Annotated in this window: 24 protein-coding genes; 21 read left to right on the top strand and 3 right to left on the bottom strand. The window is 41.7% G+C overall.

Features of this window, described 5'->3' with window-relative positions:
- Positions 1 to 47 precede the first annotated feature (47 nt).
- The 12 genes from HMPREF1125_RS06310 to dnaJ all read left to right on the top strand — a co-directional run bounded on the left by HMPREF1125_RS06310 (position 48) and on the right by dnaJ (position 10027).
- Positions 48 to 575 carry an FUSC family protein gene (locus tag HMPREF1125_RS06310; protein WP_000119909.1) on the top strand — a complete coding sequence of 176 codons (528 nt, stop codon included), beginning with the start codon at positions 48 to 50 and terminating at the stop codon, positions 573 to 575.
- Between the two features lie 76 nt (positions 576 to 651).
- Positions 652 to 1008, top strand: coding sequence for a transcriptional repressor GlnR (gene glnR, locus HMPREF1125_RS06305; RefSeq protein WP_000664335.1), 357 nt, complete (start codon positions 652 to 654; stop codon positions 1006 to 1008).
- Between the two features lie 36 nt (positions 1009 to 1044).
- Entirely contained in the window at positions 1045 to 2391 is a 1347-nt protein-coding gene (gene glnA / locus HMPREF1125_RS06300; protein ID WP_001122897.1) for a type I glutamate--ammonia ligase, read from the top strand.
- Positions 2392 to 2503: 112 nt separating this feature from the next.
- Positions 2504 to 2824, top strand: coding sequence for a PadR family transcriptional regulator (locus tag HMPREF1125_RS06295; RefSeq protein WP_000423977.1), 321 nt, complete (start codon positions 2504 to 2506; stop codon positions 2822 to 2824).
- Positions 2824 to 3399, top strand: coding sequence for a DUF2812 domain-containing protein (locus HMPREF1125_RS06290; RefSeq protein WP_000412692.1), 576 nt, complete (start codon positions 2824 to 2826; stop codon positions 3397 to 3399). Before HMPREF1125_RS06295 ends, HMPREF1125_RS06290 begins: the two co-directional genes overlap by 1 nt.
- Before the next feature lie 34 nt (positions 3400 to 3433).
- Positions 3434 to 3946, top strand: coding sequence for a DUF2812 domain-containing protein (locus tag HMPREF1125_RS06285; RefSeq protein WP_000836734.1), 513 nt, complete (start codon positions 3434 to 3436; stop codon positions 3944 to 3946).
- A 160-nt stretch (positions 3947 to 4106) separates the two neighbouring features.
- On the top strand, positions 4107 to 5141 hold the full coding sequence (hrcA, locus tag HMPREF1125_RS06280) for a heat-inducible transcriptional repressor HrcA (protein ID WP_000255761.1): 1035 nt from the start codon (positions 4107 to 4109) through the stop codon (positions 5139 to 5141).
- A 26-nt stretch (positions 5142 to 5167) separates the two neighbouring features.
- Entirely contained in the window at positions 5168 to 5692 is a 525-nt protein-coding gene (grpE, locus tag HMPREF1125_RS06275; protein WP_000046038.1) for a nucleotide exchange factor GrpE, read from the top strand.
- Between the two features lie 15 nt (positions 5693 to 5707).
- Positions 5708 to 6136, top strand: coding sequence for a hypothetical protein (locus HMPREF1125_RS06270; RefSeq protein WP_000412896.1), 429 nt, complete (start codon positions 5708 to 5710; stop codon positions 6134 to 6136).
- 237 nt (positions 6137 to 6373) lie between these two features.
- A complete protein-coding gene (gene dnaK, locus HMPREF1125_RS06265; RefSeq protein WP_000034657.1) occupies positions 6374 to 8197 on the top strand; it encodes a molecular chaperone DnaK in 1824 nt (607 codons plus the stop codon).
- Positions 8198 to 8248: 51 nt separating this feature from the next.
- Entirely contained in the window at positions 8249 to 8578 is a 330-nt protein-coding gene (locus tag HMPREF1125_RS06260) for a hypothetical protein (protein ID WP_000868702.1), read from the top strand.
- A gap of 312 nt (positions 8579 to 8890) precedes the next feature.
- Positions 8891 to 10027: a molecular chaperone DnaJ gene (gene dnaJ / locus HMPREF1125_RS06255; RefSeq protein WP_001066312.1), complete on the top strand. Its 1137-nt coding sequence runs from the start codon at positions 8891 to 8893 to the stop codon at positions 10025 to 10027.
- 77 nt (positions 10028 to 10104) lie between these two features.
- On the opposite strand, the gene HMPREF1125_RS06250 is transcribed toward dnaJ, so the two are convergent.
- The 3 genes from HMPREF1125_RS06250 to HMPREF1125_RS06240 all read right to left on the bottom strand — a co-directional run bounded on the left by HMPREF1125_RS06250 (position 10105) and on the right by HMPREF1125_RS06240 (position 11526).
- Positions 10105 to 10758, bottom strand: a complete 654-nt coding sequence (locus HMPREF1125_RS06250; RefSeq protein WP_025172336.1) for a hypothetical protein — start codon at positions 10756 to 10758, stop codon at positions 10105 to 10107.
- A 69-nt stretch (positions 10759 to 10827) separates the two neighbouring features.
- The gene (locus tag HMPREF1125_RS06245) at positions 10828 to 11106 is read right to left on the bottom strand and encodes a hypothetical protein (RefSeq protein WP_000777737.1); all 279 of its coding nucleotides are present in this window, start codon (positions 11104 to 11106) and stop codon (positions 10828 to 10830) included.
- Between the two features lie 9 nt (positions 11107 to 11115).
- Complete coding sequence (locus tag HMPREF1125_RS06240; protein WP_001278328.1) at positions 11116 to 11526, bottom strand: HIT family protein; 411 nt, start codon at positions 11524 to 11526, stop codon at positions 11116 to 11118.
- A gap of 67 nt (positions 11527 to 11593) precedes the next feature.
- On the opposite strand from HMPREF1125_RS06240, the gene HMPREF1125_RS06235 reads away from it, so the two are divergent.
- From HMPREF1125_RS06235 to infB, 9 genes are all read left to right on the top strand, one after another.
- Entirely contained in the window at positions 11594 to 12325 is a 732-nt protein-coding gene (locus HMPREF1125_RS06235; RefSeq protein WP_000889935.1) for an ABC transporter ATP-binding protein, read from the top strand.
- Positions 12322 to 13371, top strand: a complete 1050-nt coding sequence (locus HMPREF1125_RS06230; RefSeq protein WP_000653793.1) for an ABC transporter permease — start codon at positions 12322 to 12324, stop codon at positions 13369 to 13371. Before HMPREF1125_RS06235 ends, HMPREF1125_RS06230 begins: the two co-directional genes overlap by 4 nt.
- Before the next feature lie 47 nt (positions 13372 to 13418).
- Positions 13419 to 14213: a cell cycle regulator CcrZ gene (ccrZ, locus tag HMPREF1125_RS06225; protein WP_000363022.1), complete on the top strand. Its 795-nt coding sequence runs from the start codon at positions 13419 to 13421 to the stop codon at positions 14211 to 14213.
- A complete protein-coding gene (gene trmB / locus HMPREF1125_RS06220) occupies positions 14210 to 14845 on the top strand; it encodes a tRNA (guanosine(46)-N7)-methyltransferase TrmB (RefSeq protein WP_001266090.1) in 636 nt (211 codons plus the stop codon). The genes ccrZ and trmB overlap by 4 nt, the downstream gene beginning before the upstream one ends.
- Positions 14846 to 14971: 126 nt before the next feature.
- On the top strand, positions 14972 to 15451 hold the full coding sequence (gene rimP / locus HMPREF1125_RS06215) for a ribosome maturation factor RimP (RefSeq protein WP_000338690.1): 480 nt from the start codon (positions 14972 to 14974) through the stop codon (positions 15449 to 15451).
- A gap of 42 nt (positions 15452 to 15493) precedes the next feature.
- Positions 15494 to 16630: a transcription termination factor NusA gene (gene nusA / locus HMPREF1125_RS06210; protein ID WP_000032281.1), complete on the top strand. Its 1137-nt coding sequence runs from the start codon at positions 15494 to 15496 to the stop codon at positions 16628 to 16630.
- Positions 16631 to 16651: 21 nt separating this feature from the next.
- Positions 16652 to 16945: an RNase P modulator RnpM gene (gene rnpM, locus HMPREF1125_RS06205; protein WP_000857554.1), complete on the top strand. Its 294-nt coding sequence runs from the start codon at positions 16652 to 16654 to the stop codon at positions 16943 to 16945.
- On the top strand, positions 16938 to 17237 hold the full coding sequence (locus HMPREF1125_RS06200; protein ID WP_001041393.1) for a YlxQ-related RNA-binding protein: 300 nt from the start codon (positions 16938 to 16940) through the stop codon (positions 17235 to 17237). The genes rnpM and HMPREF1125_RS06200 overlap by 8 nt, the downstream gene beginning before the upstream one ends.
- A 16-nt stretch (positions 17238 to 17253) precedes the next feature.
- A complete protein-coding gene (gene infB, locus HMPREF1125_RS06195; protein ID WP_000039181.1) occupies positions 17254 to 20019 on the top strand; it encodes a translation initiation factor IF-2 in 2766 nt (921 codons plus the stop codon).
- Positions 20020 to 20151 lie beyond the last annotated feature (132 nt).

Here is a 20151-nt window from a genome sequence, read left to right as displayed (position 1 = left end):
ATAAAATCAACTGATTTATGTTAAAATGGTAGTAGAAAGTTGAGATTATGAGTTATTTTAAAAAATATAAATTTGATAAGTCACAGTTCAAACTTGGTATGCGGACTTTTAAAACGGGAATTGCCGTTTTTCTAGTTCTTTTGATTTTTGGCTTTTTTGGCTGGAAAGGTCTTCAAATCGGTGCTTTGACAGCGGTTTTTAGTCTGAGGGAGAGTTTTGATAAGAGTGTCCATTTTGGGACTTCACGTATTCTAGGAAATAGTATCGGTGGCTTCTACGCCCTTATCTTTTTTCTCTTAAATACCCTATTTCATGAAGCCTTTTGGGTGACCTTGGTGGTTGTTCCAATCTGCACTATGTTAACCATTATGACAAATGTGGCCATGAATAATAAATCGGGGGTTATTGGTGGTGTAGCAGCTATGTTAATCATTACCCTATCAATACCGAGCGGTGAAACAATTTTGTACGTATTTGCGCGGGTATCGGAAACTTTCATGGGAGTTTTTGTCGCAATTCTCGTAAATTATGATATTGATCGTATTCATCTCTTTTTAGAGAAAAAAGAAAAATAATGTTACATTTTATAACATTATCGATTGACGTTTGTTTTTTTTTAGACTATAATAGACAGAAGGAAGGGAATTGTAAATGAAGGAAAGAGAATTTCGCCGAAATATGGCTGTTTTTCCTATCGGCAGTGTTATGAAATTGACCGATCTCTCGGCGCGTCAGATTCGTTATTATGAAGATCAAGAGTTGATTAAACCTGATCGAAACGAAGGGAACCGTCGCATGTATTCGTTGAATGATATGGATCGTCTGCTTGAAATCAAAGATTATATCTCTGAAGGTCATAATATTGCTGCGATTAAGAAAAAATATGCTGAACGTGAGGCGAAGTCCAAGAAAGTGGTGAGTCAGACGGAGGTGCGTCGCGCACTTCACAATGAACTCCTCCAACAGGGTCGCTTTGCTTCAGTACGATCACCTTTTGGTCGCGGTTAGGCAACCGCAAGTAGTCATACATTAAGGAGAAAACTCATGCCAATCACAGCTGCAGATATTCGTCGTGAAGTCAAGGAAAAAAATGTTACCTTTATCCGTCTCATGTTCTCAGATATTTTGGGAACGATGAAAAACGTCGAAATTCCTGCTACAGATGAACAGTTAGATAAAGTCTTGTCAAATAAGGCTATGTTTGATGGATCTTCTATTGAAGGTTTTGTACGTATCAATGAGTCAGATATGTACTTGTACCCAGACTTGGATACATGGACAGTCTTCCCTTGGGGAGATGAAAACGGAAGTGTTGCAGGTTTGATCTGTGATGTCTATACAACAGAAGGTAAACCATTTGCAGGTGACCCTCGTGGAAATTTGAAACGTGCTCTCCGTCACATGGAAGAAGTAGGATTCAAATCCTTTAACCTTGGGCCAGAACCAGAATTCTTCCTATTTAAACTAGATGAAAATGGAGACCCAACACTTGAAGTAAATGACAAGGGTGGCTACTTTGATTTGGCGCCTACTGACCTTGCGGACAATACACGTCGTGAGATTGTGAATGTCTTGACCAAAATGGGATTTGAAGTAGAAGCAAGTCACCACGAGGTTGCAGTTGGACAACATGAAATTGACTTCAAGTATGATGAAGTCCTCCGTGCCTGTGACAAGATTCAAATCTTTAAGCTCGTTGTTAAAACTATTGCTCGCAAACATGGGCTTTATGCAACCTTTATGGCGAAACCAAAATTTGGTATTGCTGGATCAGGCATGCACTGCAATATGTCCTTGTTTGACGCTGAAGGAAATAACGCCTTCTTTGATCCAAACGATCCAAAAGGAATGCAGTTGTCAGAAACGGCCTACCATTTCCTTGGTGGTTTGATCAAGCATGCCTATAACTATACTGCTATCATGAACCCAACAGTTAACTCATACAAACGTTTGGTTCCAGGTTATGAAGCGCCTGTTTACATTGCTTGGGCTGGTCGTAACCGTTCGCCACTTGTGCGCGTGCCTGCTTCACGTGGTATGGGAACTCGTCTTGAGTTGCGTTCAGTGGATCCGATGGCAAACCCATACATCGCTATGGCAGTTCTTTTGGAAGTCGGTTTGCATGGTATTGAAAACAAAATCGAAGCACCAGCTCCTATCGAAGAAAATATCTACATCATGACAGCAGAAGAGCGTAAGGAAGCTGGAATTACCGATCTTCCATCAACTCTTCATAACGCCTTGAAAGCTTTAACAGAAGATGAAGTGGTCAAGGCAGCCCTAGGTGAACACATTTACACTAGCTTCCTCGAAGCTAAACGTATCGAGTGGGCTAGCTATGCAACCTTCGTTTCACAATGGGAAGTTGATAATTATTTAGATCTTTACTAATATAGAAGAAAGATTGCCTGAGGGTGATCTTTTTTTTGCATTTTATATCGGACTGTGATATAGTTTATATAACGAAGTGCGATATATCGAATTAAATAGGAAGTGTGGTTAAATGGAATTAACAGATAAGATCAGGCGTGTTTACCTTCCCATGACTGAAACGGGTTTTTATATCTTGTTTTGTCTACAGAAGGAGAACCATGGATATGGTATTACACAAAAGGTCAAGGAGATGACAGATTCGCAAGTTTCGATTAGTCCAGGGACCATGTATGGGACCTTGTCAAAGATGGAAAAGGATGGCTTGATTTTCTTTGTCCGAGAAGAGGAAAAACGGAAAATTTATCAGATAACAGATTTGGGACGAAAAGTTTTGGAGATAGAATTGAAACGTATTGAACGACTTTACAGAAATAGTCGGGAGGAAGGATGATGGAAAAGAAAAGTGTTTACCGAATTTTTACCATTGCGGATTATGATAGGGAGGCTCTATACTTTAGAGAAATGCATGCTAAAGGCTGGAAACTTAGGAAAGTAAGCTATTCTATCTTGTTGTTTGCAGTTAAGTATACCTTTGAAAAGTGTCAGCCTGAACAAGTGTCTTATCAGTTGGATTTTTACCCAATGAGAACATCAGAGAGAACCTCTTATTTGCAACTGTTTAAAGACTGTGGCTGGGAGCATATTACAGACTTCAATAGTTTTTCCTATTTTAGAAAAGCACATTCTGAGATTGAATCGGATGCAGAGTTTGAAATTTATAATGATGCTACTGGGAAGTTGGATATAGTTCATCGGATTTTAAGACTGCGGTTGCTTCCTGTTTTGTTTTTCTTGTCAATGTTGATTCCGTTGTTCTTAAAGTTGCTCAGTGAAAGAGACGTTTTTAGCGGGCTAGTATTTTTGCTTACTATCATGGATTGTATTTTATTGTTGGCTCTTGTGGTTCAGATTTCTTATATTTTTTGGAAATTGTTTCAAAAATGGAAAGAATTATCTGATAAATAAAACAATGTATGTTTTCTAATTTGGAGGAAGGATTATGAAAAGTAAAGCACAATTTCGGGTGTTTACCATTCTTGATTTGGATAAGGTAGAAGAATATTTACATGAGATGCATTTGAAAGGTTGGAGGTATAGAACGAGTAGTTTTGGTTTTTTCTATTTTGACCAATGTCAACCGGAAGATATCATCTACCGTATCTATGATTCTAGATTTCTTAAAAAGTATAAGCATGAACTACAAGATTTTAGAAATAGCGGTTGGGAATTGATAGAAACAGGTTTTTGTTCAATTCTTCGTAAATCATCTTCTGATTTACTTCCGGAGGATCAAGTCTATATGAGTAAGACTCTCAGGTGGGAAGTTATGCGGTATAGACTTCGTTCATGTACAGCTGCTTTCTTAGGTGGTTTTGTTGTTTGTATGAGTTTATTTAGAGAAGATCTTTCTATGTCTTTCTTTATTATTTTCGTTTTATACGCTTGCTTAATTTCTTATCTAATCCATGGTTTTTTCAGACTTAAAAGAAAATACCAAGTAGATGGGAAGTAAGATTCTAGGTCTTTAGACTGACTTTTAGCACTCTTGACAAAAGAGTGCTAAATTTTTGAGTTTTTGTCTTGACATTCTCTTCTAAGGGTGTATAATAGAATCATGAGTTAGCACTTGAGTGTGCCGAGTGCTAATTGATCAGACAGAGAGGAGTGATGAGATGGTTACAGAGCGTCAGCAGGATATTTTAAATCTGATTATTGACATCTTTACCAAAACGCACGAACCTGTCGGATCCAAAGCTTTGCAAGAGTCTATTAACTCTAGCAGTGCTACCATTCGTAATGATATGGCGGCTTTAGAAAAGCAGGGTTTGCTTGAGAAGGCTCATACTTCAAGCGGTCGGATGCCAAGTGTTGCTGGTTTTCAGTACTATGTGAAACACTCACTGGATTTTGACCGACTGGCTGAAAATGAGGTTTATGAGATTGTCAAAGCCTTTGATCAGGAATTCTTCAAGCTAGAGGATATTCTGCAAGAGGCTGCTAATCTACTAACAGACTTGAGTGGCTATACGGTAGTGGCACTGGATGTTGAGCCGAGCAGGCAACGGTTAACAGCTTTTGATATCGTTGTTCTAGGGCAACATACAGCCTTGGCAGTATTTACCCTAGACGAGTCTCGAACGGTTACCAGTCAATTTCTGATTCCAAGGAACTTCTTGCAGGAAGATTTGCTGAAACTGAAGAGCATCATTCAGGAACGTTTCCTCGGTCACACAGTTCTAGATATTCACTACAAGATTCGAACGGAGATTCCGCAGATTATCCAGCGTTACTTCACAACAACGGACAATGTTATGGATCTCTTTGAACACATCTTTAAGGAAATGTTCAACGAAAACATTGTGGTGGCGGGCAAGGTCAATCTCTTGAATTTTGCCAATCTGGCAGCCTATCAGTTCTTTGATCAGCCACAAAAGGTAGCCTTGGAGATTCGTGAGGGTCTGCATGAAGATCAGATGCAAAATGTCCGTGTTGCGGACAGTCAAGAGTCCTGTCTAGCAGACCTAGCGGTTATTAGTAGTAAGTTCCTCATTCCTTATCGGGGTTTTGGAATTCTAGCGATTATCGGTCCGGTCAATCTGGATTACCAGCGATTGGTCAATCAAGTCAATGTGGTCAATCGTGTTTTGACCATGAAGTTGACAGATTTTTACCGCTATCTCAGTAGCAATCATTATGAAGTACATTAAGATTGAAATCATTAAAGGAGGCGAAAATGGCCCAAGATATAAAAAATGAAGAAGTAGAAGAAGTTCAAGAAGAGGAAGTTGTGGAAACGGTAGAAGAAACAACTCCTGAGAAGTCTGAATTGGACTTGGCAAATGAACGTGCAGATGAGTTCGAAAACAAATACCTTCGTGCTCATGCGGAAATGCAAAATATCCAGCGCCGTGCCAATGAAGAACGTCAAAACTTGCAACGTTACCGTAGCCAGGACCTAGCAAAAGCAATCTTACCATCGCTCGACAACTTAGAACGTGCACTAGCAGTTGAAGGTTTGACAGATGATGTGAAGAAAGGATTGGAGATGGTGCAAGAGAGCTTGATTCACGCTTTGAAAGAAGAAGGAATCGAAGAAATCGCAGCTGACGGCGAATTTGATCATAACTATCATATGGCCATTCAAACTCTCCCAGCAGACGATGAACACCCAGCAGACACCATCGCTCAAGTCTTCCAAAAAGGCTACAAACTCCATGACCGCATTCTACGCCCAGCCATGGTAGTAGTTTATAATTAGAGATGGAGATTAAACATGGAAAAATTAGATCATATTTACCAAATTGTTCAGCAATTTATCAATGATTATGGTTTAAAGATGACACTAGGGTTGTTAATTGTTATTCTTGTTTTTATGATTTTAATATTACCACTTTTACGCTTGTTTTGGGGTTGGATCAAAAATTTATTTTTTAAACCACAGTATGAGAAGTGGTCATTAAATAGACCTAATCATATTAAAAAGGTTGCGCGTACAGAAAAGAAAAGATTGAAATATTTACGATCATTAGGAGAATATAACGGCAATCCTTATCTGTATTTAGGTAAAAATCAAAGTAGATATGCTGTGTTACATAACGTTGAAAATCCTAGCTATAAACTTTTGAAAGCAATAAAAAGGTGGCTGTTTTCTTGGGATATTATTGAATTTGATATCAAAATCTCAGATGAGAATCATTTCTAACTCTCTGTCCGAAACGACAATAAACTATGAAGAAAGATAAAAAAGTAGCTCAGCTTTGCAATAGTGAGCGAAGCGAACAAAAGACGATACTCTTCGCCGTGGCGCTATTTGCGCAAACTTTGAGACCTTAGGCTCAAAGTTTAGTCAAAGAGATTGACGAGTCAGGCTCTGACAGCGCCGCCACCTAAGAAGAGTATCAAAAAGAAAATAGAATATAAAATTTAAGGAGAAAAACACATGTCTAAAATTATCGGTATTGACTTAGGTACAACAAACTCAGCAGTAGCAGTTCTTGAAGGAACTGAAAGCAAAATCATCGCAAATCCAGAAGGAAACCGCACAACTCCATCTGTAGTTTCATTCAAAAACGGTGAAATCATCGTTGGTGATGCCGCAAAACGTCAAGCAGTTACAAACCCAGATACAGTGATCTCTATCAAATCTAAGATGGGAACTTCTGAAAAAGTTTCTGCTAACGGAAAAGAATACACTCCACAAGAAATCTCAGCTATGATTCTTCAATACTTGAAAGGTTACGCTGAAGATTACCTTGGTGAAAAAGTAACTAAAGCAGTTATCACAGTTCCAGCTTACTTTAACGATGCACAACGTCAAGCTACAAAAGACGCTGGTAAAATCGCTGGTCTTGAAGTAGAACGTATTGTCAACGAACCAACTGCAGCAGCTCTTGCTTATGGTTTGGACAAGACTGACAAAGAAGAAAAAATCTTGGTATTTGACCTTGGTGGTGGTACATTCGACGTATCTATCCTTGAATTGGGTGACGGTGTCTTCGATGTATTGGCGACTGCAGGGGATAACAAACTCGGTGGTGACGACTTTGACCAAAAAATCATCAATCACATGATTGCAGAATTCAAGAAAGAAAATGGTATTGACTTGTCTACTGACAAGATGGCAATGCAACGTTTGAAAGATGCAGCTGAAAAAGCGAAGAAAGACCTTTCTGGTGTAACTTCAACACAAATCAGCTTGCCATTTATCACTGCAGGTGAAGCTGGACCTCTTCACTTAGAAATGACCTTGACTCGTGCAAAATTTGACGATTTGACTCGTGACCTTGTAGAACGTACAAAAGTTCCAGTTCGTCAAGCCCTTTCAGATGCAGGTTTGAGCTTGTCAGATATTGACGAAGTTATCCTTGTTGGTGGTTCAACTCGTATCCCAGCCGTTGTAGAAGCTGTTAAGGCTGAAACTGGTAAAGAACCAAACAAATCAGTAAACCCTGATGAAGTAGTTGCCATGGGTGCTGCTATCCAAGGTGGTGTCATCACTGGTGATGTTAAAGATGTTGTCCTTCTTGATGTAACACCATTGTCACTTGGTATCGAAACAATGGGTGGTGTCTTCACAAAACTCATCGACCGTAACACAACAATTCCAACATCTAAATCACAAGTCTTCTCAACTGCAGCAGACAACCAACCAGCCGTTGATATCCACGTTCTTCAAGGTGAACGCCCAATGGCAGCAGATAACAAGACTCTTGGACGCTTCCAATTGACTGACATCCCAGCTGCACCTCGTGGTATCCCACAAATCGAAGTAACATTTGATATCGATAAGAACGGTATCGTATCTGTTAAGGCCAAAGATCTTGGAACTCAAAAAGAACAAACAATTGTTATCCAATCAAACTCAGGTTTGACTGATGAAGAAATTGACCGTATGATGAAAGATGCAGAAGCAAACGCTGAAGCAGATAAGAAACGTAAAGAAGAAGTAGATCTTCGTAACGAAGTAGACCAAGCTATCTTTGCGACTGAAAAGACTATCAAGGAAACTGAAGGCAAAGGCTTTGACGCAGAACGTGATGCTGCCCAAGCTGCCCTTGATGAACTTAAGAAAGCCCAAGAAGACAACAACTTGGACGAAATGAAAGCAAAACTCGAAGCATTGAACGAAAAAGCTCAAGGACTTGCTGTTAAACTCTACGAACAAGCCGCAGCAGCACAACAAGCTCAAGCAGGAGCAGAAGGCGCACAAGCAACAGGAAACGCAGGCGATGACGTCGTAGACGGAGAGTTTACGGAAAAATAAAATAGTCCAGTGGACTATTTTAGTCATAGCTCAGAGAATGAGGAGGATTGAATGAAGGTTAGTAAGTTGATTAGTGAGCTTCAGAAAAAAGATTCATCTATAGTGGAAAGTGATACTTCAGAGTCAAATTACATTTCCTTGGAATGTGTAACTAACAAAGGTAAAAATAGAAAATTTCTAGAATTACCCAAAAACAATAATGAAGATATAACCTGGCTAAAATGTCATATAGATACTATTTTACCTGTTACGAAAGATACTAGGGAAACGAAGGATGGTGCTCCAATTAATAAACAAGTTTATTTTGATAATGAAATTGGAGATGAAAAAATTATAAATATCGCAGTTGCTAGTTATGATAAAGTTAAAAACCTTTATTAAAATATACAAAATCTGATTTAGTTGTATCTATAGATTGAAATTAATGTACCACAGAGGTTGCAACCCAGCCTCTGTTTTTCGGTAAAAAAGGACGGAATCTCATTTATTTAGGTTTTGTCTCATAAAAAAGAAGGGAATTGAACCCGACCTAAATCGTGGTTTCGTTCCGTAATATTAATAGAAAGGAATAAGGGTGTTCGTAATTGAACTCGAGCGGAAAGCTTGGAAATTAGATAAACCTCCTAAGAAATCAGGATTTCTTAGGAGGTTTCCTAAATTTCAGTCGCTTTCTGTTCGCTCTTAGTATCTTGTATGAACAATACTGAATTTTATGATCGTCTGGGGGTGTCAAAAAACGCTTCGGCAGACGAGATCAAAAAGGCTTATCGTAAGCTTTCGAAAAAATATCACCCAGATATCAACAAGGAGCCTGGTGCTGAGGAAAAGTACAAGGAAGTTCAAGAAGCCTATGAGACTTTGAGTGACGACCAAAAACGTGCAGCCTACGACCAATATGGTGCTGCAGGTGCCAACGGTGGCTTTGGTGGTGCTGGTGGTTTCGGTGGCTTTGACGGAGCAGGTGGCTTCGGTGGTTTTGAAGATATCTTCTCAAGTTTTTTTGGAGGAGGCGGAGCTTCGCGCAATCCAAACGCTCCTCGTCAAGGGGATGACCTTCAGTACCGTGTGAATTTGACCTTTGAAGAAGCCATTTTCGGAACGGAAAAAGAAGTCAAATACAACCGTGAAGCAAGCTGTCGTACATGTAACGGATCTGGTGCTAAGCCAGGAACAAGTCCAGTCACTTGTGGACGCTGTCATGGTGCTGGTGTCATTAACGTCGATACGCAGACTCCACTTGGTATGATGCGTCGCCAAGTAACTTGTGATGTCTGTCATGGTCGCGGAAAAGAAATTAAAGATCCATGTACAACTTGTCACGGTACAGGTCATGAAAAACAAGCTCATAGCGTACATGTAAAAATCCCTGCTGGTGTGGAAACAGGCCAACAAATTCGCCTAGCTGGTCAAGGTGAAGCAGGCTTTAACGGTGGCCCTTACGGGGACTTGTACGTGGTGGTTTCAGTTGAAGCCAGTGATAAATTTGAACGTGAAGGAACAACTATTTTCTACAAGCTGAATCTCAATATTGTCCAAGCAGCTCTAGGAGATACTGTGGAAATTCCAACCGTGCATGGCGATGTTGAATTGGTCATCCCAGAGGGAACTCAGACTGGCAAGAAATTCCGTCTACGTGGCAAGGGAGCACCGAGCCTTCGTGGTGGTGCCGTTGGTGACCAATATGTTACAGTTAATGTCGTGACTCCGACAGGTTTGAACGACCGCCAAAAAGCTGCGCTTAAAGAATTCGCAGCTGCAGGTGACTTGAAAGTCAATCCAAAGAAAAAAGGCTTCTTTGACCACATAAAAGATGCCTTTGAAGGAGAATAAAACAAAAAGAGCCGATGGGCTCTTTTTTTGTTATCATTGAAAATTTAGCGTCGAAAAATCATTTTCCAGTTAGTCTACTATTTATACTTTTGAGTGAGCAAGCCAGCTGTATCCATCTCCTGAATGAGTTGCTTGAGTTCCGCTTCCTTGCCAGGCTTAATGGTAATAGTATCAATGTGTTTGATTGCCGAGTTATCTTGAATATCCACTAAGATCAAAGCTTTTTCATAGAATGCAATTCCCTTTTTAAGACTTTCCTGATCTTTCCAAGTTAGAATTGTGTAAGAAGAATTTGATTTCTTTCCTTTTTCTTGGAAATACTTCTCACTTTCCTTTTCTAAAAATTGTATTAAACCACGATTGAATAAGTTGTCTCCTACTTTATAGTAGGAAATATCTCCTGTCTGGAGGACATAGACTTTAAGTCGGTTTTTGGTGAGTTTTGGACTTTCCTTTAGGACGGGGTGGCTATTGACAACCTCATCTGAGAAAGTAACATAAAAATTTAAGCCTCCACCTTCAAATTGATACCTTCCATCTGATTCTACTTTCTCAGGAGGCATGTCTAGAGAGATAAATATTTGTTTTAAGTCGTCATTCCCTTTTTGGATGTCACTTGGTGATGCCTTAAAAAGATTCATCAGTAGTAGAAATGCTAGAGCCGCCAGAAGGCAGAGACAGCCACAAGGAATTAGGATAATCTGCGCCAGAATTTTAAAAAACTGTTTTATTTCCGTTTCCTCCCTTTTCTGTTCGAATCTAGTAATCCAAAATGGATTTAAGGAAAGTTGGAGGATTTATTATTCTTGTTTTTCTTCTTGGAGGATCGCCATTCTGGTTTGGAAATCTTTTTCCAAGACTTTGAACTTGTAGGTCAAATCCTTTTGGTATTCCTTGATAAGGGCTTTTTGTTGGTCGATGATTTGTAGGCTGTTTTGGATGATATTCAAATCATCCTTGATAGTTTCGATGCGGTCAGTTGTATCTAGCACTTCATCCTGAATGGCTTGGCGATTTTTCACGACAAAATAACTTCCAGCTGCAGCTCCTGCGAATAGCAGTAGATTTGATAGTTTCATGGCATCTCCTTAAGCGTTTTTAATGGTTTCAGCGACTTGGGCAAGTTTGTCAAAGTCAGGTTCGTGGGTGATAAAGTCAATCTTGAGGTCATCTTCTGCACTGTAGCGAGGTACGAGGTGCACGTGTGTATGAAAGACCGTTTGACCCGCGACTTCCTCGCAGTTGGCGATGATATTCATACCAGCAGCTTTGGTAGCTTTCATAACTTTTTGAGCTACTAGTGGCACTTGGGCAAAGAGTTGGCTGGCACTTGCTGCATCCATCTCCAAAAGATTGCGATAATGTTCTTTTGGTACGACTAACGTGTGTCCAGGCGTTACTTGAGAGATATCAAGAAAGGCAAGAACCTGCTCATTCTCGTATACTTTTGAAGCAGGAATCTCCCCTGCGATGATCTTACAAAAAATGCAATCTGACATAAAATCCACCTCTACTGTATTGAATTTTGATATAATATAGCTACATTATACCAGATTCGGAGAAAATATGTTAGAAATTAAAAACCTGACAGGAGGCTATGTTCACGTCCCTGTCTTGAAAGATGTGTCCTTTACAGTTGAAAGTGGGCAGTTGGTTGGTTTGATTGGTCTCAATGGTGCTGGGAAATCAACGACAATCAATGAGATTATCGGTCTTTTGACGCCTTACAGTGGAGAAATTAAGATTAATGGTTTGACCCTGCGAGAAGATGCGACCAACTACCGCAAGCAAATTGGTTACATTCCTGAGACTCCTAGTCTGTATGAGGAATTGACCCTCAGAGAGCATATCGAAACGGTGGCCATGGCTTATGGTATTGAGCAAAAAGTCGCTTTTGAGCGAGTAGAACCTTTGTTGAAAATGTTTCGTTTGGACCAAAAATTGGACTGGTTTCCAGTTCATTTCTCCAAAGGGATGAAGCAGAAGGTCATGATTATCTGTGCTTTTGTCGTGGATCCGAGCCTCTTTATCGTGGATGAGCCTTTTCTTGGGCTCGATCCGCTGGCTATTTCTGACTTGATTCAGCTTTTGGAAGTGGAAAAGCAAAAAGGCAAGTCTATCCTCATGAGTACCCACGTGCTAGATTCGGCGGAGAAGATGTGTGACGCCTTTGTTATTCTCCACAAGGGGGAGGTGAGGGCTCAGGGGAACCTCCAGCAACTGCGCGAAGCCTTTGACATGCCTGAAGCGAGTTTGAATGATATTTACTTGGCTCTGACCAAAGAGGAGGAGTTATGAAAGACTTGTTTTTAAAGCGAAAGCAGGCTTTTCGTAAGGAGTGTGTCGGTTATCTGCGTTATGTTCTCAATGACCACTTTGTCTTGTTCCTACTAGTTCTCATCGGTTTTCTATCTTACCAGTACAGTCAACTCTTGCAAGATTTTCCTGAAAATCACTGGCCCATCCTCTTGTTTTTGGGGATTGTATCTGCCTTGCTTTTGGCTTGGGGAGGGATTGCCACTTATATGGAGGCATCTGACAAGCTCTTTCTCTTAGTCAGTGAAGAAGAGGTTAAGTCCCATCTCAAAGAGCAGACGGTACGCTCACTGGTCTTTTGGCTCTTTGTCCAAACCCTTTTCTTGCTTTTATTTGCGCCCTTATTTTTAGCCATGGGCTATGGTTTGCCAGTCTTTCTTGCCTATGTGCTTTTATTAGGGGCTGGGAAATACCTAGTCTTTCGTCAAAAAGCCAGTAAATTTCTTACTGAGACTGGATTGGACTGGGACTATGTGATCGCCCAAGAAAGCAAGCGAAAGCAAGTCTTGCTTCGTTTCTTTGCTCTCTTTACGCAGGTCAAGGGCGTTTCAAATAGTGTCAGACGTCGCGCTTATTTGGATTTTATCCTAAAGACTGTTCAAAAGGTTCCAGGGAAGATTTGGCAAAACCTCTATCTTCGTTCTTATCTTCGAAATGGAGATCTCTTTGCTCTCAGTTTGCGCCTCTTGCTCCTATCCTTGCTAGCTCTAGTCTTTATCGAGCAAGCTTGGATAGCGACAGCAGTGGTGGTTCTATTTAACTACCTCTTGCTCTTCCAATTGCTAGCCCTCTATCACGCCTTTGACTACCAATACTTGACCCAGCTCTTTCCATTAGAAAAAGGGGAGAAAGAGAAGGGATTGAAACAGATTGTAGTCGGTGTGGGAATTGCAGTTCTTTTGTTAGAATTGCTGGTCGGAGCAGTGGTTTTTCAAGAAAAAATAGCCTTGTTGGCTCTTGTAGGGGCTAGTCTCTTCCTACAACTGTTTTATTTGCCTTACCAACTAAAAAGATTGGTTGACGAATAGACTAAAAACTAGTAGAATAGTAAGGAAACTTTATACGGAGGAAAGAAATGGACTTGGGTGATAATGAGCTAACGCTGACTCCTATCCCTGGGAAGAGCGGCAAAGCTTATATGGGAAGCTACCCTGATGGGAAGCGCGTCTTTGTAAAAATGAACACCTCTCCAATCCTACCTGGCTTAGCCAGAGAACAAATCGCTCCTCAATTACTATGGACTCGTCGTTTGCCAGATGGCAGTGATATGTGTGCCCAGGAATGGTTGACGGGCAAAATATTGACCCCTTACGACATGAATCGCAAGCAGATTATCAATATCTTGAACCGCCTTCACCGCTCGCGTCCCTTGATGAAGCAGTTGAGCCGTTTGGGATATACCATGGAAAAACCAGTTGATTTATTGCGTTCTTGGCAACAAGAAGTACCAGAAATCTTGAAGCAGAATCACTATTTGAACAGTGTGATTGCTGAACTAGGTAAGACGGTTCCAGGCTTTAGGGAAGAGCATGCAACGATTGTGCATGGAGACCTTCGCCATAGTAATTGGATCGAGACAGAGAGTGGACTTGTTTATCTAGTGGATTGGGATTCGGTTCGCCTGACGGATCGTATGTTTGATGTGGCACATTTGCTATGCCACTACATTCCAGATCATCAGTGGCGTCAATGGTTGAGAGACTACGGCTATAAGTACAATCAGACAGTGTTAGATAAATTGTACTGGTATGGTCAGTATTCTTACTTGAACCAGATTGCCAAATACTGTGAAAATCAAGATTTAGACAATGTAAACCGGGAGATTTATGCCTTGCGCGTCTTCCGTGATAAGTATGGAAAGAAGAGATGAGAGTTAGAAATCGTAAAGGGGCGACGGAGTTACTAGAGGCTAATCCCCAGTATGTTGTCCTCAATCCCTTGGAAGCTAAAGGGAAATGGCGAGACTTGTTTGGAAATGATCATCCTATTCATGTTGAGGTTGGAAGTGGGAAAGGAGCCTTCGTATCAGGAATGGCCAAGCAAAACCCTGACATCAACTATATCGGGATTGATATCCAAAAGTCGGTATTAAGTTATGCCTTGGATAAGGTATTAGAAGTTAGAGTTCCTAATATCAAGTTGTTGTGGGTAGACGGTTCAGATTTGACAGACTACTTTGAAGACGGTGAGATTGATCGCCTCTACCTAAACTTTTCAGATCCCTGGCCTAAAAAACGCCATGAAAAACGTCGTTTGACTTACAAGAGTTTCTTGGATACCTTTAAGCGTATTTTGCCTGAGAATGGGGAAATCCATTTCAAGACAGATAACCGTGGCTTGTTTGAGTACAGTCTAGTGAGCTTTTCTCAGTATGGGATGAAACTCAATGGTGTTTGGCTGGACTTGCATGCCAGTGATTTTGAAGGCAATGTCATGACGGAGTATGAGCAAAAATTCTCCAGCAAAGGTCAAGTGATCTACCGAGTTGAGGCAGAATTTTAAGGAATAGCTTGAAAACCAGCTGTTTGAGTGCTTATGCTTTACATAAATTGACAAACGTGCTATACTGATAGTAAGAATATGAGAAAGAGAGGCGGGGAAATATCTTCGCCTCTTGCTTATGAGGAGGTGGACGCAATCGCAACAATCGTAGAATTAGTCAGAGAAGTTGTAGAACCTGTCATCCAAGCGCCTTTCGAGCTCGTGGATATCGAGTATGGAAAGATTGGCAGTGACATGATTCTCAGTATTTTTGTAGATAAACCCGAAGGAATTACCTTGAACGACACGGCAGACCTGACAGAAATCATCAGTCCTGTTCTTGATACTATCAAGCCTGATCCCTTCCCAGAACAATATTTCCTAGAAATCACCAGTCCAGGCTTGGAACGTCCTTTGAAAACTAAGGATGCCGTCGCTGGAGCAGTTGGAAAATACATCCATGTCGGGCTCTACCAAGCCATCGACAAGCAGAAAGTCTTTGAGGGAACCTTGTTGGCCTTTGAAGACGATGAGTTGACTGTGGAGTATATGGACAAAACACGTAAGAAAACTGTCCAAATTCCATACAGTTTAGTATCAAAAGCACGTTTAGCAGTAAAATTATAGAAAAGAAAGGATAGCTTTTGAGGATTCAAAAGTGAAGAAAACATGAGTAAAGAAATGCTAGAGGCCTTCCGCATTTTGGAAGAAGACAAGGGAATCAAAAAAGAAGACATCATCGACGCAGTAGTAGAGTCGCTTCGTTCCGCTTATCGCAGACGCTATGGTCAATCTGACAGCGTAGCTATTGACTTCAACGAAAAAACAGGTGATTTTACTGTCTATACTGTCCGTGAAGTTGTAGATGAAGTATTTGATAGCCGTTTGGAAATCAGCTTGAAAGATGCCCTTGCCATTAATTCAGCCTATGAGCTTGGTGACAAGATTAAGTTTGAAGAAGCACCAGCTGAGTTTGGTCGTGTAGCAGCCCAATCTGCCAAACAAACCATCATGGAAAAAATGCGCAAGCAAACACGTGCCATCACTTACAATACTTATAAAGAACATGAGCAAGAAATCATGTCTGGTACAGTAGAACGCTTTGACAACCGCTTTATTTATGTCAATCTTGGCAGCATCGAAGCTCAATTGTCAAAACAAGACCAAATCCCTGGTGAAGTCTTTGCTTCCCACGACCGTATCGAAGTCTACGTTTACAAGGTTGAAGACAATCCTCGTGGCGTCAACGTCTTTGTTAGCCGTAGCCATCCAGAAATGATCAAACGCTTGATGGAGCAAGAAATTCCCGAAGTCTACGATGGAACTGTCGAAATCATGAGCGTAGCCCGCGAAGCTGGTGACCGTACTAAAGTTGCCGTTCGCAGCCATAATCCAAACGTGGATGCTATCGGGACAATCGTTGGGCGTGGTGGTGCTAATATCAAGAAAATCACCAGCAAATTCCACCCAGCTCGTTACGATGCCAAGAGTGATCGTATGATTCCTGTCGAAGAAAACATTGACGTTATTGAGTGGGTAGCAGATCCAGCTGAGTTTATCTACAATGCCATCGCACCGGCAGAGGTTGACCAAGTTATCTTTGATGAAAATGACAGCAAACGTGCCTTGGTCGTTGTACCTGATAACAAGCTTTCTCTTGCCATCGGTCGTCGTGGACAAAACGTTCGCTTGGCAGCTCACTTGACGGGTTACCGTATCGATATCAAGTCTGCAAGTGAGTTTGAAGCTATGGAAGAAGCAGGTCAAGTGGATTACGCAGTTGCGGACGAATTGACAGAAGAATAAAAGCTGCTAGAGGAGGGAAAGATGAAAACAAGAAAAATCCCTTTGCGCAAGTCTGTTGTATCCAACGAAGTGATTGACAAGCGTGATTTACTCCGTATTGTCAAGAACAAGGAAGGAGATGTCTTTATCGATCCGACAGGCAAGGCCAATGGCCGTGGCGCTTATATCAAGCTAGACAATGCAGAAGCCCTAGAGGCAAAAAAGAAGAAAGTCTTTAACCGTAGCTTTAACATGGAAGTGGAAGAAAGCTTTTATGACGAGTTGATCGCCTATGTGGATCACAAAGTAAAAAGAAGAGAGTTAGGACTTGAATAAGCAAAAGATAAGCAATCTCTTGGGACTTGCTCAGCGAGCAGGCCGGATTATATCGGGTGAGGAATTGGTGGTCAAGGCCATCCAAGACCAGAAAGCCAAGCTAGTCTTTCTAGCTCATGATGCTGCTCCTAATCTGACCAAGAAGATTCAAGATAAAAGTGACTATTATCAAGTAGAAGTTATAACCGTGTTTTCAACACTGGAATTAAGCATAGCAGTTGGAAAATCGAGAAAGGTTTTGGCTGTGACAGATGCTGGATTTACAAAGAAAATGAGGTCTCTTATGGAATAGAAGAGGAGGACATGATTTGTCTAAGAAAAGATTGTACGAAATCGCAAAAGAACTTGGAAAAGAAAGTAAAGAAGTTGTAGCGCGTGCAAAAGAGTTGGGCTTGGATGTGAAAAGCCACTCATCGAGCGTGGAAGCTGCTGCTGCTGAGCGAATCGCAGCGAGCTTTAAGCCTGAACCTGCTCCTAAGGCAGAAGCAAGTGTAGAAAAGAAGGTGGAAAAGCCTGCATCAGCTAAACCAGCTGTTGCTAAGGAAGAAAGTAAACCGGCTACACCCGCAGCTCCTAAGGAAGAAAAAGTGGTGGCTGCAAGACCGCAGAGTCGAAACTTCAAGGCGGAGCGTGAGGCACGTGCAAAAGAGCAGGCAGAGCGACGCAAACAAAGTAAGGGCAATAACCGTGACCAACAACAAAACGGTAACCGTCAGAAAAACGACGGCCGTAATGGTGGCAAACCTGGTCAAGGAAATCGCGACAATCGTCGTTTTAACGACCAAGGGAAGAAACCTCAAGGTCAAGGTAATCGTGGCAATGATCGCCGTCAGCAACAAGACTTCCAGCCAAAACCAGCTGGACCACGTGTTGACTTTAAAGCCCGTGCAGCAGCCCTAAAAGCGGAGCAAAATGCAGAGTACGCACGCTCAAGCGAGGAGCGCTTCAAACAATCGCAAGCTGCCAAAGAAGCCTTGGCTCAAGCTAATAAACGCAAGGAGCCTGAGGAAATCTTTGAGGAAGCTGCTAAGTTAGCTGAACAAACGCAGCCAGCCGTAGCAGTAGTTCCTGTAGCGAAAGAAGCGCCAGTGGATACACGTCGTAAAAAACAAGCTCGACCAGACAAAGAACGTGACGATTATGATCACGAAGAAGATGGTCCTAGAAAACAACAAAAGAATCGAAGTAGTCAGAATCAAGTGAGAAATCAAAGAAATAGTAACTGGAATAACAATAAGAAGAACAAAAAAGGCAATAACAAGAACAATCGTAATCAGACTCCAAAACCTGTTACAGAGCGTAAGTTCCACGAATTGCCAACAGAATTCGAATATACAGATGGTATGACTGTTGCAGAAATCGCAAAACGTATCAAACGTGAACCAGCTGAAATCGTTAAGAAGCTTTTCATGATGGGAATTATGGCCACACAAAACCAATCCTTGGACGGAGAAACCATTGAACTCCTCATGGTGGATTACGGTATCGAAGCCAAACAAAAGGTTGAAGTGGATAATGCCGACATCGAACGTTTCTTTGTCGAAGATGGCTACCTCAATGAAGATGAATTGGTTGAGCGTCCACCAGTTGTAACCATCATGGGACACGTTGACCATGGTAAGACAACACTTTTGGATACCCTTCGTAACTCTCGTGTTGCGACAGGTGAAGCGGGTGGTATCACTCAGCATATCGGTGCCTACCAAATCGTGGAAAATGGCAAGAAGATTACCTTCCTTGATACGCCAGGACACGCAGCCTTTACGTCTATGCGTGCGCGTGGTGCTTCTGTTACCGATATTACCATCTTGGTTGTAGCGGCCGACGACGGGGTTATGCCTCAAACTATCGAAGCCATCAACCACTCAAAAGCAGCGAACGTTCCAATTATCGTAGCCATCAACAAGATTGATAAACCAGGTGCCAACCCAGAACGCGTTATCGGTGAATTGGCTGAACACGGTGTTATGTCAACTGCCTGGGGTGGAGATTCTGAATTTGTTGAAATCTCAGCTAAATTCAACCAAAACATCGATGAACTATTGGAAACGGTCCTACTTGTGGCTGAAATCCAAGAACTCAAGGCCGACCCAACAGTGCGTGCGATCGGTACCGTTATCGAAGCACGCTTAGATAAAGGAAAAGGTGCGGTCGCAACCCTTCTTGTTCAACAAGGTACCTTGAATGTCCAAGATCCAATCGTTGTCGGAAATACCTTCGGTCGTGTCCGTGCCATGACCAATGACCTTGGTCGTCGTGTTAAGGTTGCTGGACCATCAACACCAGTATCTATCACAGGTTTGAACGAAGCACCAATGGCGGGTGACCACTTTGCCGTTTACGAAGATGAAAAATCTGCGCGTGCAGCAGGTGAAGAACGTGCGAAACGTGCTCTTATGAAGCAACGTCAAGTAACTCAACGTGTCAGCCTTGAAAACCTCTTTGATACGCTTAAAGCAGGCGAGCTCAAGTCTGTTAACGTCATCATCAAGGCCGACGTACAAGGTTCAGTTGAAGCCCTTTCTGCCTCGCTTCAAAAGATCGATGTAGAAGGTGTCAAAGTTACCATCGTTCACTCAGCGGTCGGTGCCATTAATGAATCTGATGTGACTCTTGCGGAAGCTTCAAATGCCTTTATCATCGGTTTCAACGTACGCCCTACACCACAAGCTCGTCAACAAGCAGAAGAAGATGATGTAGAAATCCGTCTCCACAGTATTATCTACAAGGTTATCGAAGAGATGGAAGAAGCCATGAAAGGAATGCTTGATCCAGAATTCGAAGAAAAAGTTATCGGTGAAGCAATCATCCGTGAAACCTTCAAGGTATCTAAAGTGGGAACCATCGGTGGATTCATGGTTACGAGTGGTAAAGTTACCCGTGACTCTAAAGTCCGTGTTATCCGTGACGGTGTCGTTATCTATGACGGTGAACTTGCAAGCTTGAAACACTACAAAGATGACGTCAAAGAAGTTACAAACGGTCGTGAAGGTGGTCTCATGATTGATGGCTACAATGATATCAAGATGGATGATGTGATTGAGGCATACGTCATGGAAGAAATCAAACGTTAAGATTTTTGCTCCTTTCTTAGGTGGTGAGGGACGCAAGCAAACCGATGGTTTCATTGCTTATTTTTGAGCCTAAGGTCTCAAAAATCCCCTGTGATGGGACTGATAAATCAGTTCCATCACTTTCACCACAGT

This window comes from Streptococcus oralis SK304 (assembly GCF_000287715.1).
Lineage (GTDB): Bacteria > Bacillota > Bacilli > Lactobacillales > Streptococcaceae > Streptococcus > Streptococcus oralis_Y.
Note: the sequence above shows the minus strand (reverse complement) of the source record. Positions and strands in the feature narration are given on the sequence as shown.

Excerpts from the sequence above, each read along its gene's own strand:
- HMPREF1125_RS06285 (WP_000836734.1), top strand. The coding sequence starts at position 3,434 with ATGAAAAGTAAAGCACAATTTCGGGTGTTTACCATTCTTGATTTGGAT.
- glnA (WP_001122897.1), top strand. The coding sequence starts at position 1,045 with ATGCCAATCACAGCTGCAGATATTCGTCGTGAAGTCAAGGAAAAAAAT.
- HMPREF1125_RS06270 (WP_000412896.1), top strand. The coding sequence starts at position 5,708 with ATGGAAAAATTAGATCATATTTACCAAATTGTTCAGCAATTTATCAAT.
- HMPREF1125_RS06235 (WP_000889935.1), top strand. The coding sequence starts at position 11,594 with ATGTTAGAAATTAAAAACCTGACAGGAGGCTATGTTCACGTCCCTGTC.
- grpE (WP_000046038.1), top strand. The coding sequence starts at position 5,168 with ATGGCCCAAGATATAAAAAATGAAGAAGTAGAAGAAGTTCAAGAAGAG.
- HMPREF1125_RS06310 (WP_000119909.1), top strand. The coding sequence starts at position 48 with ATGAGTTATTTTAAAAAATATAAATTTGATAAGTCACAGTTCAAACTT.
- dnaK (WP_000034657.1), top strand. The coding sequence starts at position 6,374 with ATGTCTAAAATTATCGGTATTGACTTAGGTACAACAAACTCAGCAGTA.
- nusA (WP_000032281.1), top strand. The coding sequence starts at position 15,494 with ATGAGTAAAGAAATGCTAGAGGCCTTCCGCATTTTGGAAGAAGACAAG.
- dnaJ (WP_001066312.1), top strand. The coding sequence starts at position 8,891 with ATGAACAATACTGAATTTTATGATCGTCTGGGGGTGTCAAAAAACGCT.
- ccrZ (WP_000363022.1), top strand. The coding sequence starts at position 13,419 with ATGGACTTGGGTGATAATGAGCTAACGCTGACTCCTATCCCTGGGAAG.
- HMPREF1125_RS06290 (WP_000412692.1), top strand. The coding sequence starts at position 2,824 with ATGGAAAAGAAAAGTGTTTACCGAATTTTTACCATTGCGGATTATGAT.
- trmB (WP_001266090.1), top strand. The coding sequence starts at position 14,210 with ATGAGAGTTAGAAATCGTAAAGGGGCGACGGAGTTACTAGAGGCTAAT.
- rnpM (WP_000857554.1), top strand. The coding sequence starts at position 16,652 with ATGAAAACAAGAAAAATCCCTTTGCGCAAGTCTGTTGTATCCAACGAA.
- hrcA (WP_000255761.1), top strand. The coding sequence starts at position 4,107 with ATGGTTACAGAGCGTCAGCAGGATATTTTAAATCTGATTATTGACATC.
- HMPREF1125_RS06230 (WP_000653793.1), top strand. The coding sequence starts at position 12,322 with ATGAAAGACTTGTTTTTAAAGCGAAAGCAGGCTTTTCGTAAGGAGTGT.
- glnR (WP_000664335.1), top strand. The coding sequence starts at position 652 with ATGAAGGAAAGAGAATTTCGCCGAAATATGGCTGTTTTTCCTATCGGC.
- HMPREF1125_RS06245 (WP_000777737.1), bottom strand. The coding sequence starts at position 11,106 with ATGAAACTATCAAATCTACTGCTATTCGCAGGAGCTGCAGCTGGAAGT.
- HMPREF1125_RS06240 (WP_001278328.1), bottom strand. The coding sequence starts at position 11,526 with ATGTCAGATTGCATTTTTTGTAAGATCATCGCAGGGGAGATTCCTGCT.
- HMPREF1125_RS06260 (WP_000868702.1), top strand. The coding sequence starts at position 8,249 with ATGAAGGTTAGTAAGTTGATTAGTGAGCTTCAGAAAAAAGATTCATCT.
- HMPREF1125_RS06295 (WP_000423977.1), top strand. The coding sequence starts at position 2,504 with ATGGAATTAACAGATAAGATCAGGCGTGTTTACCTTCCCATGACTGAA.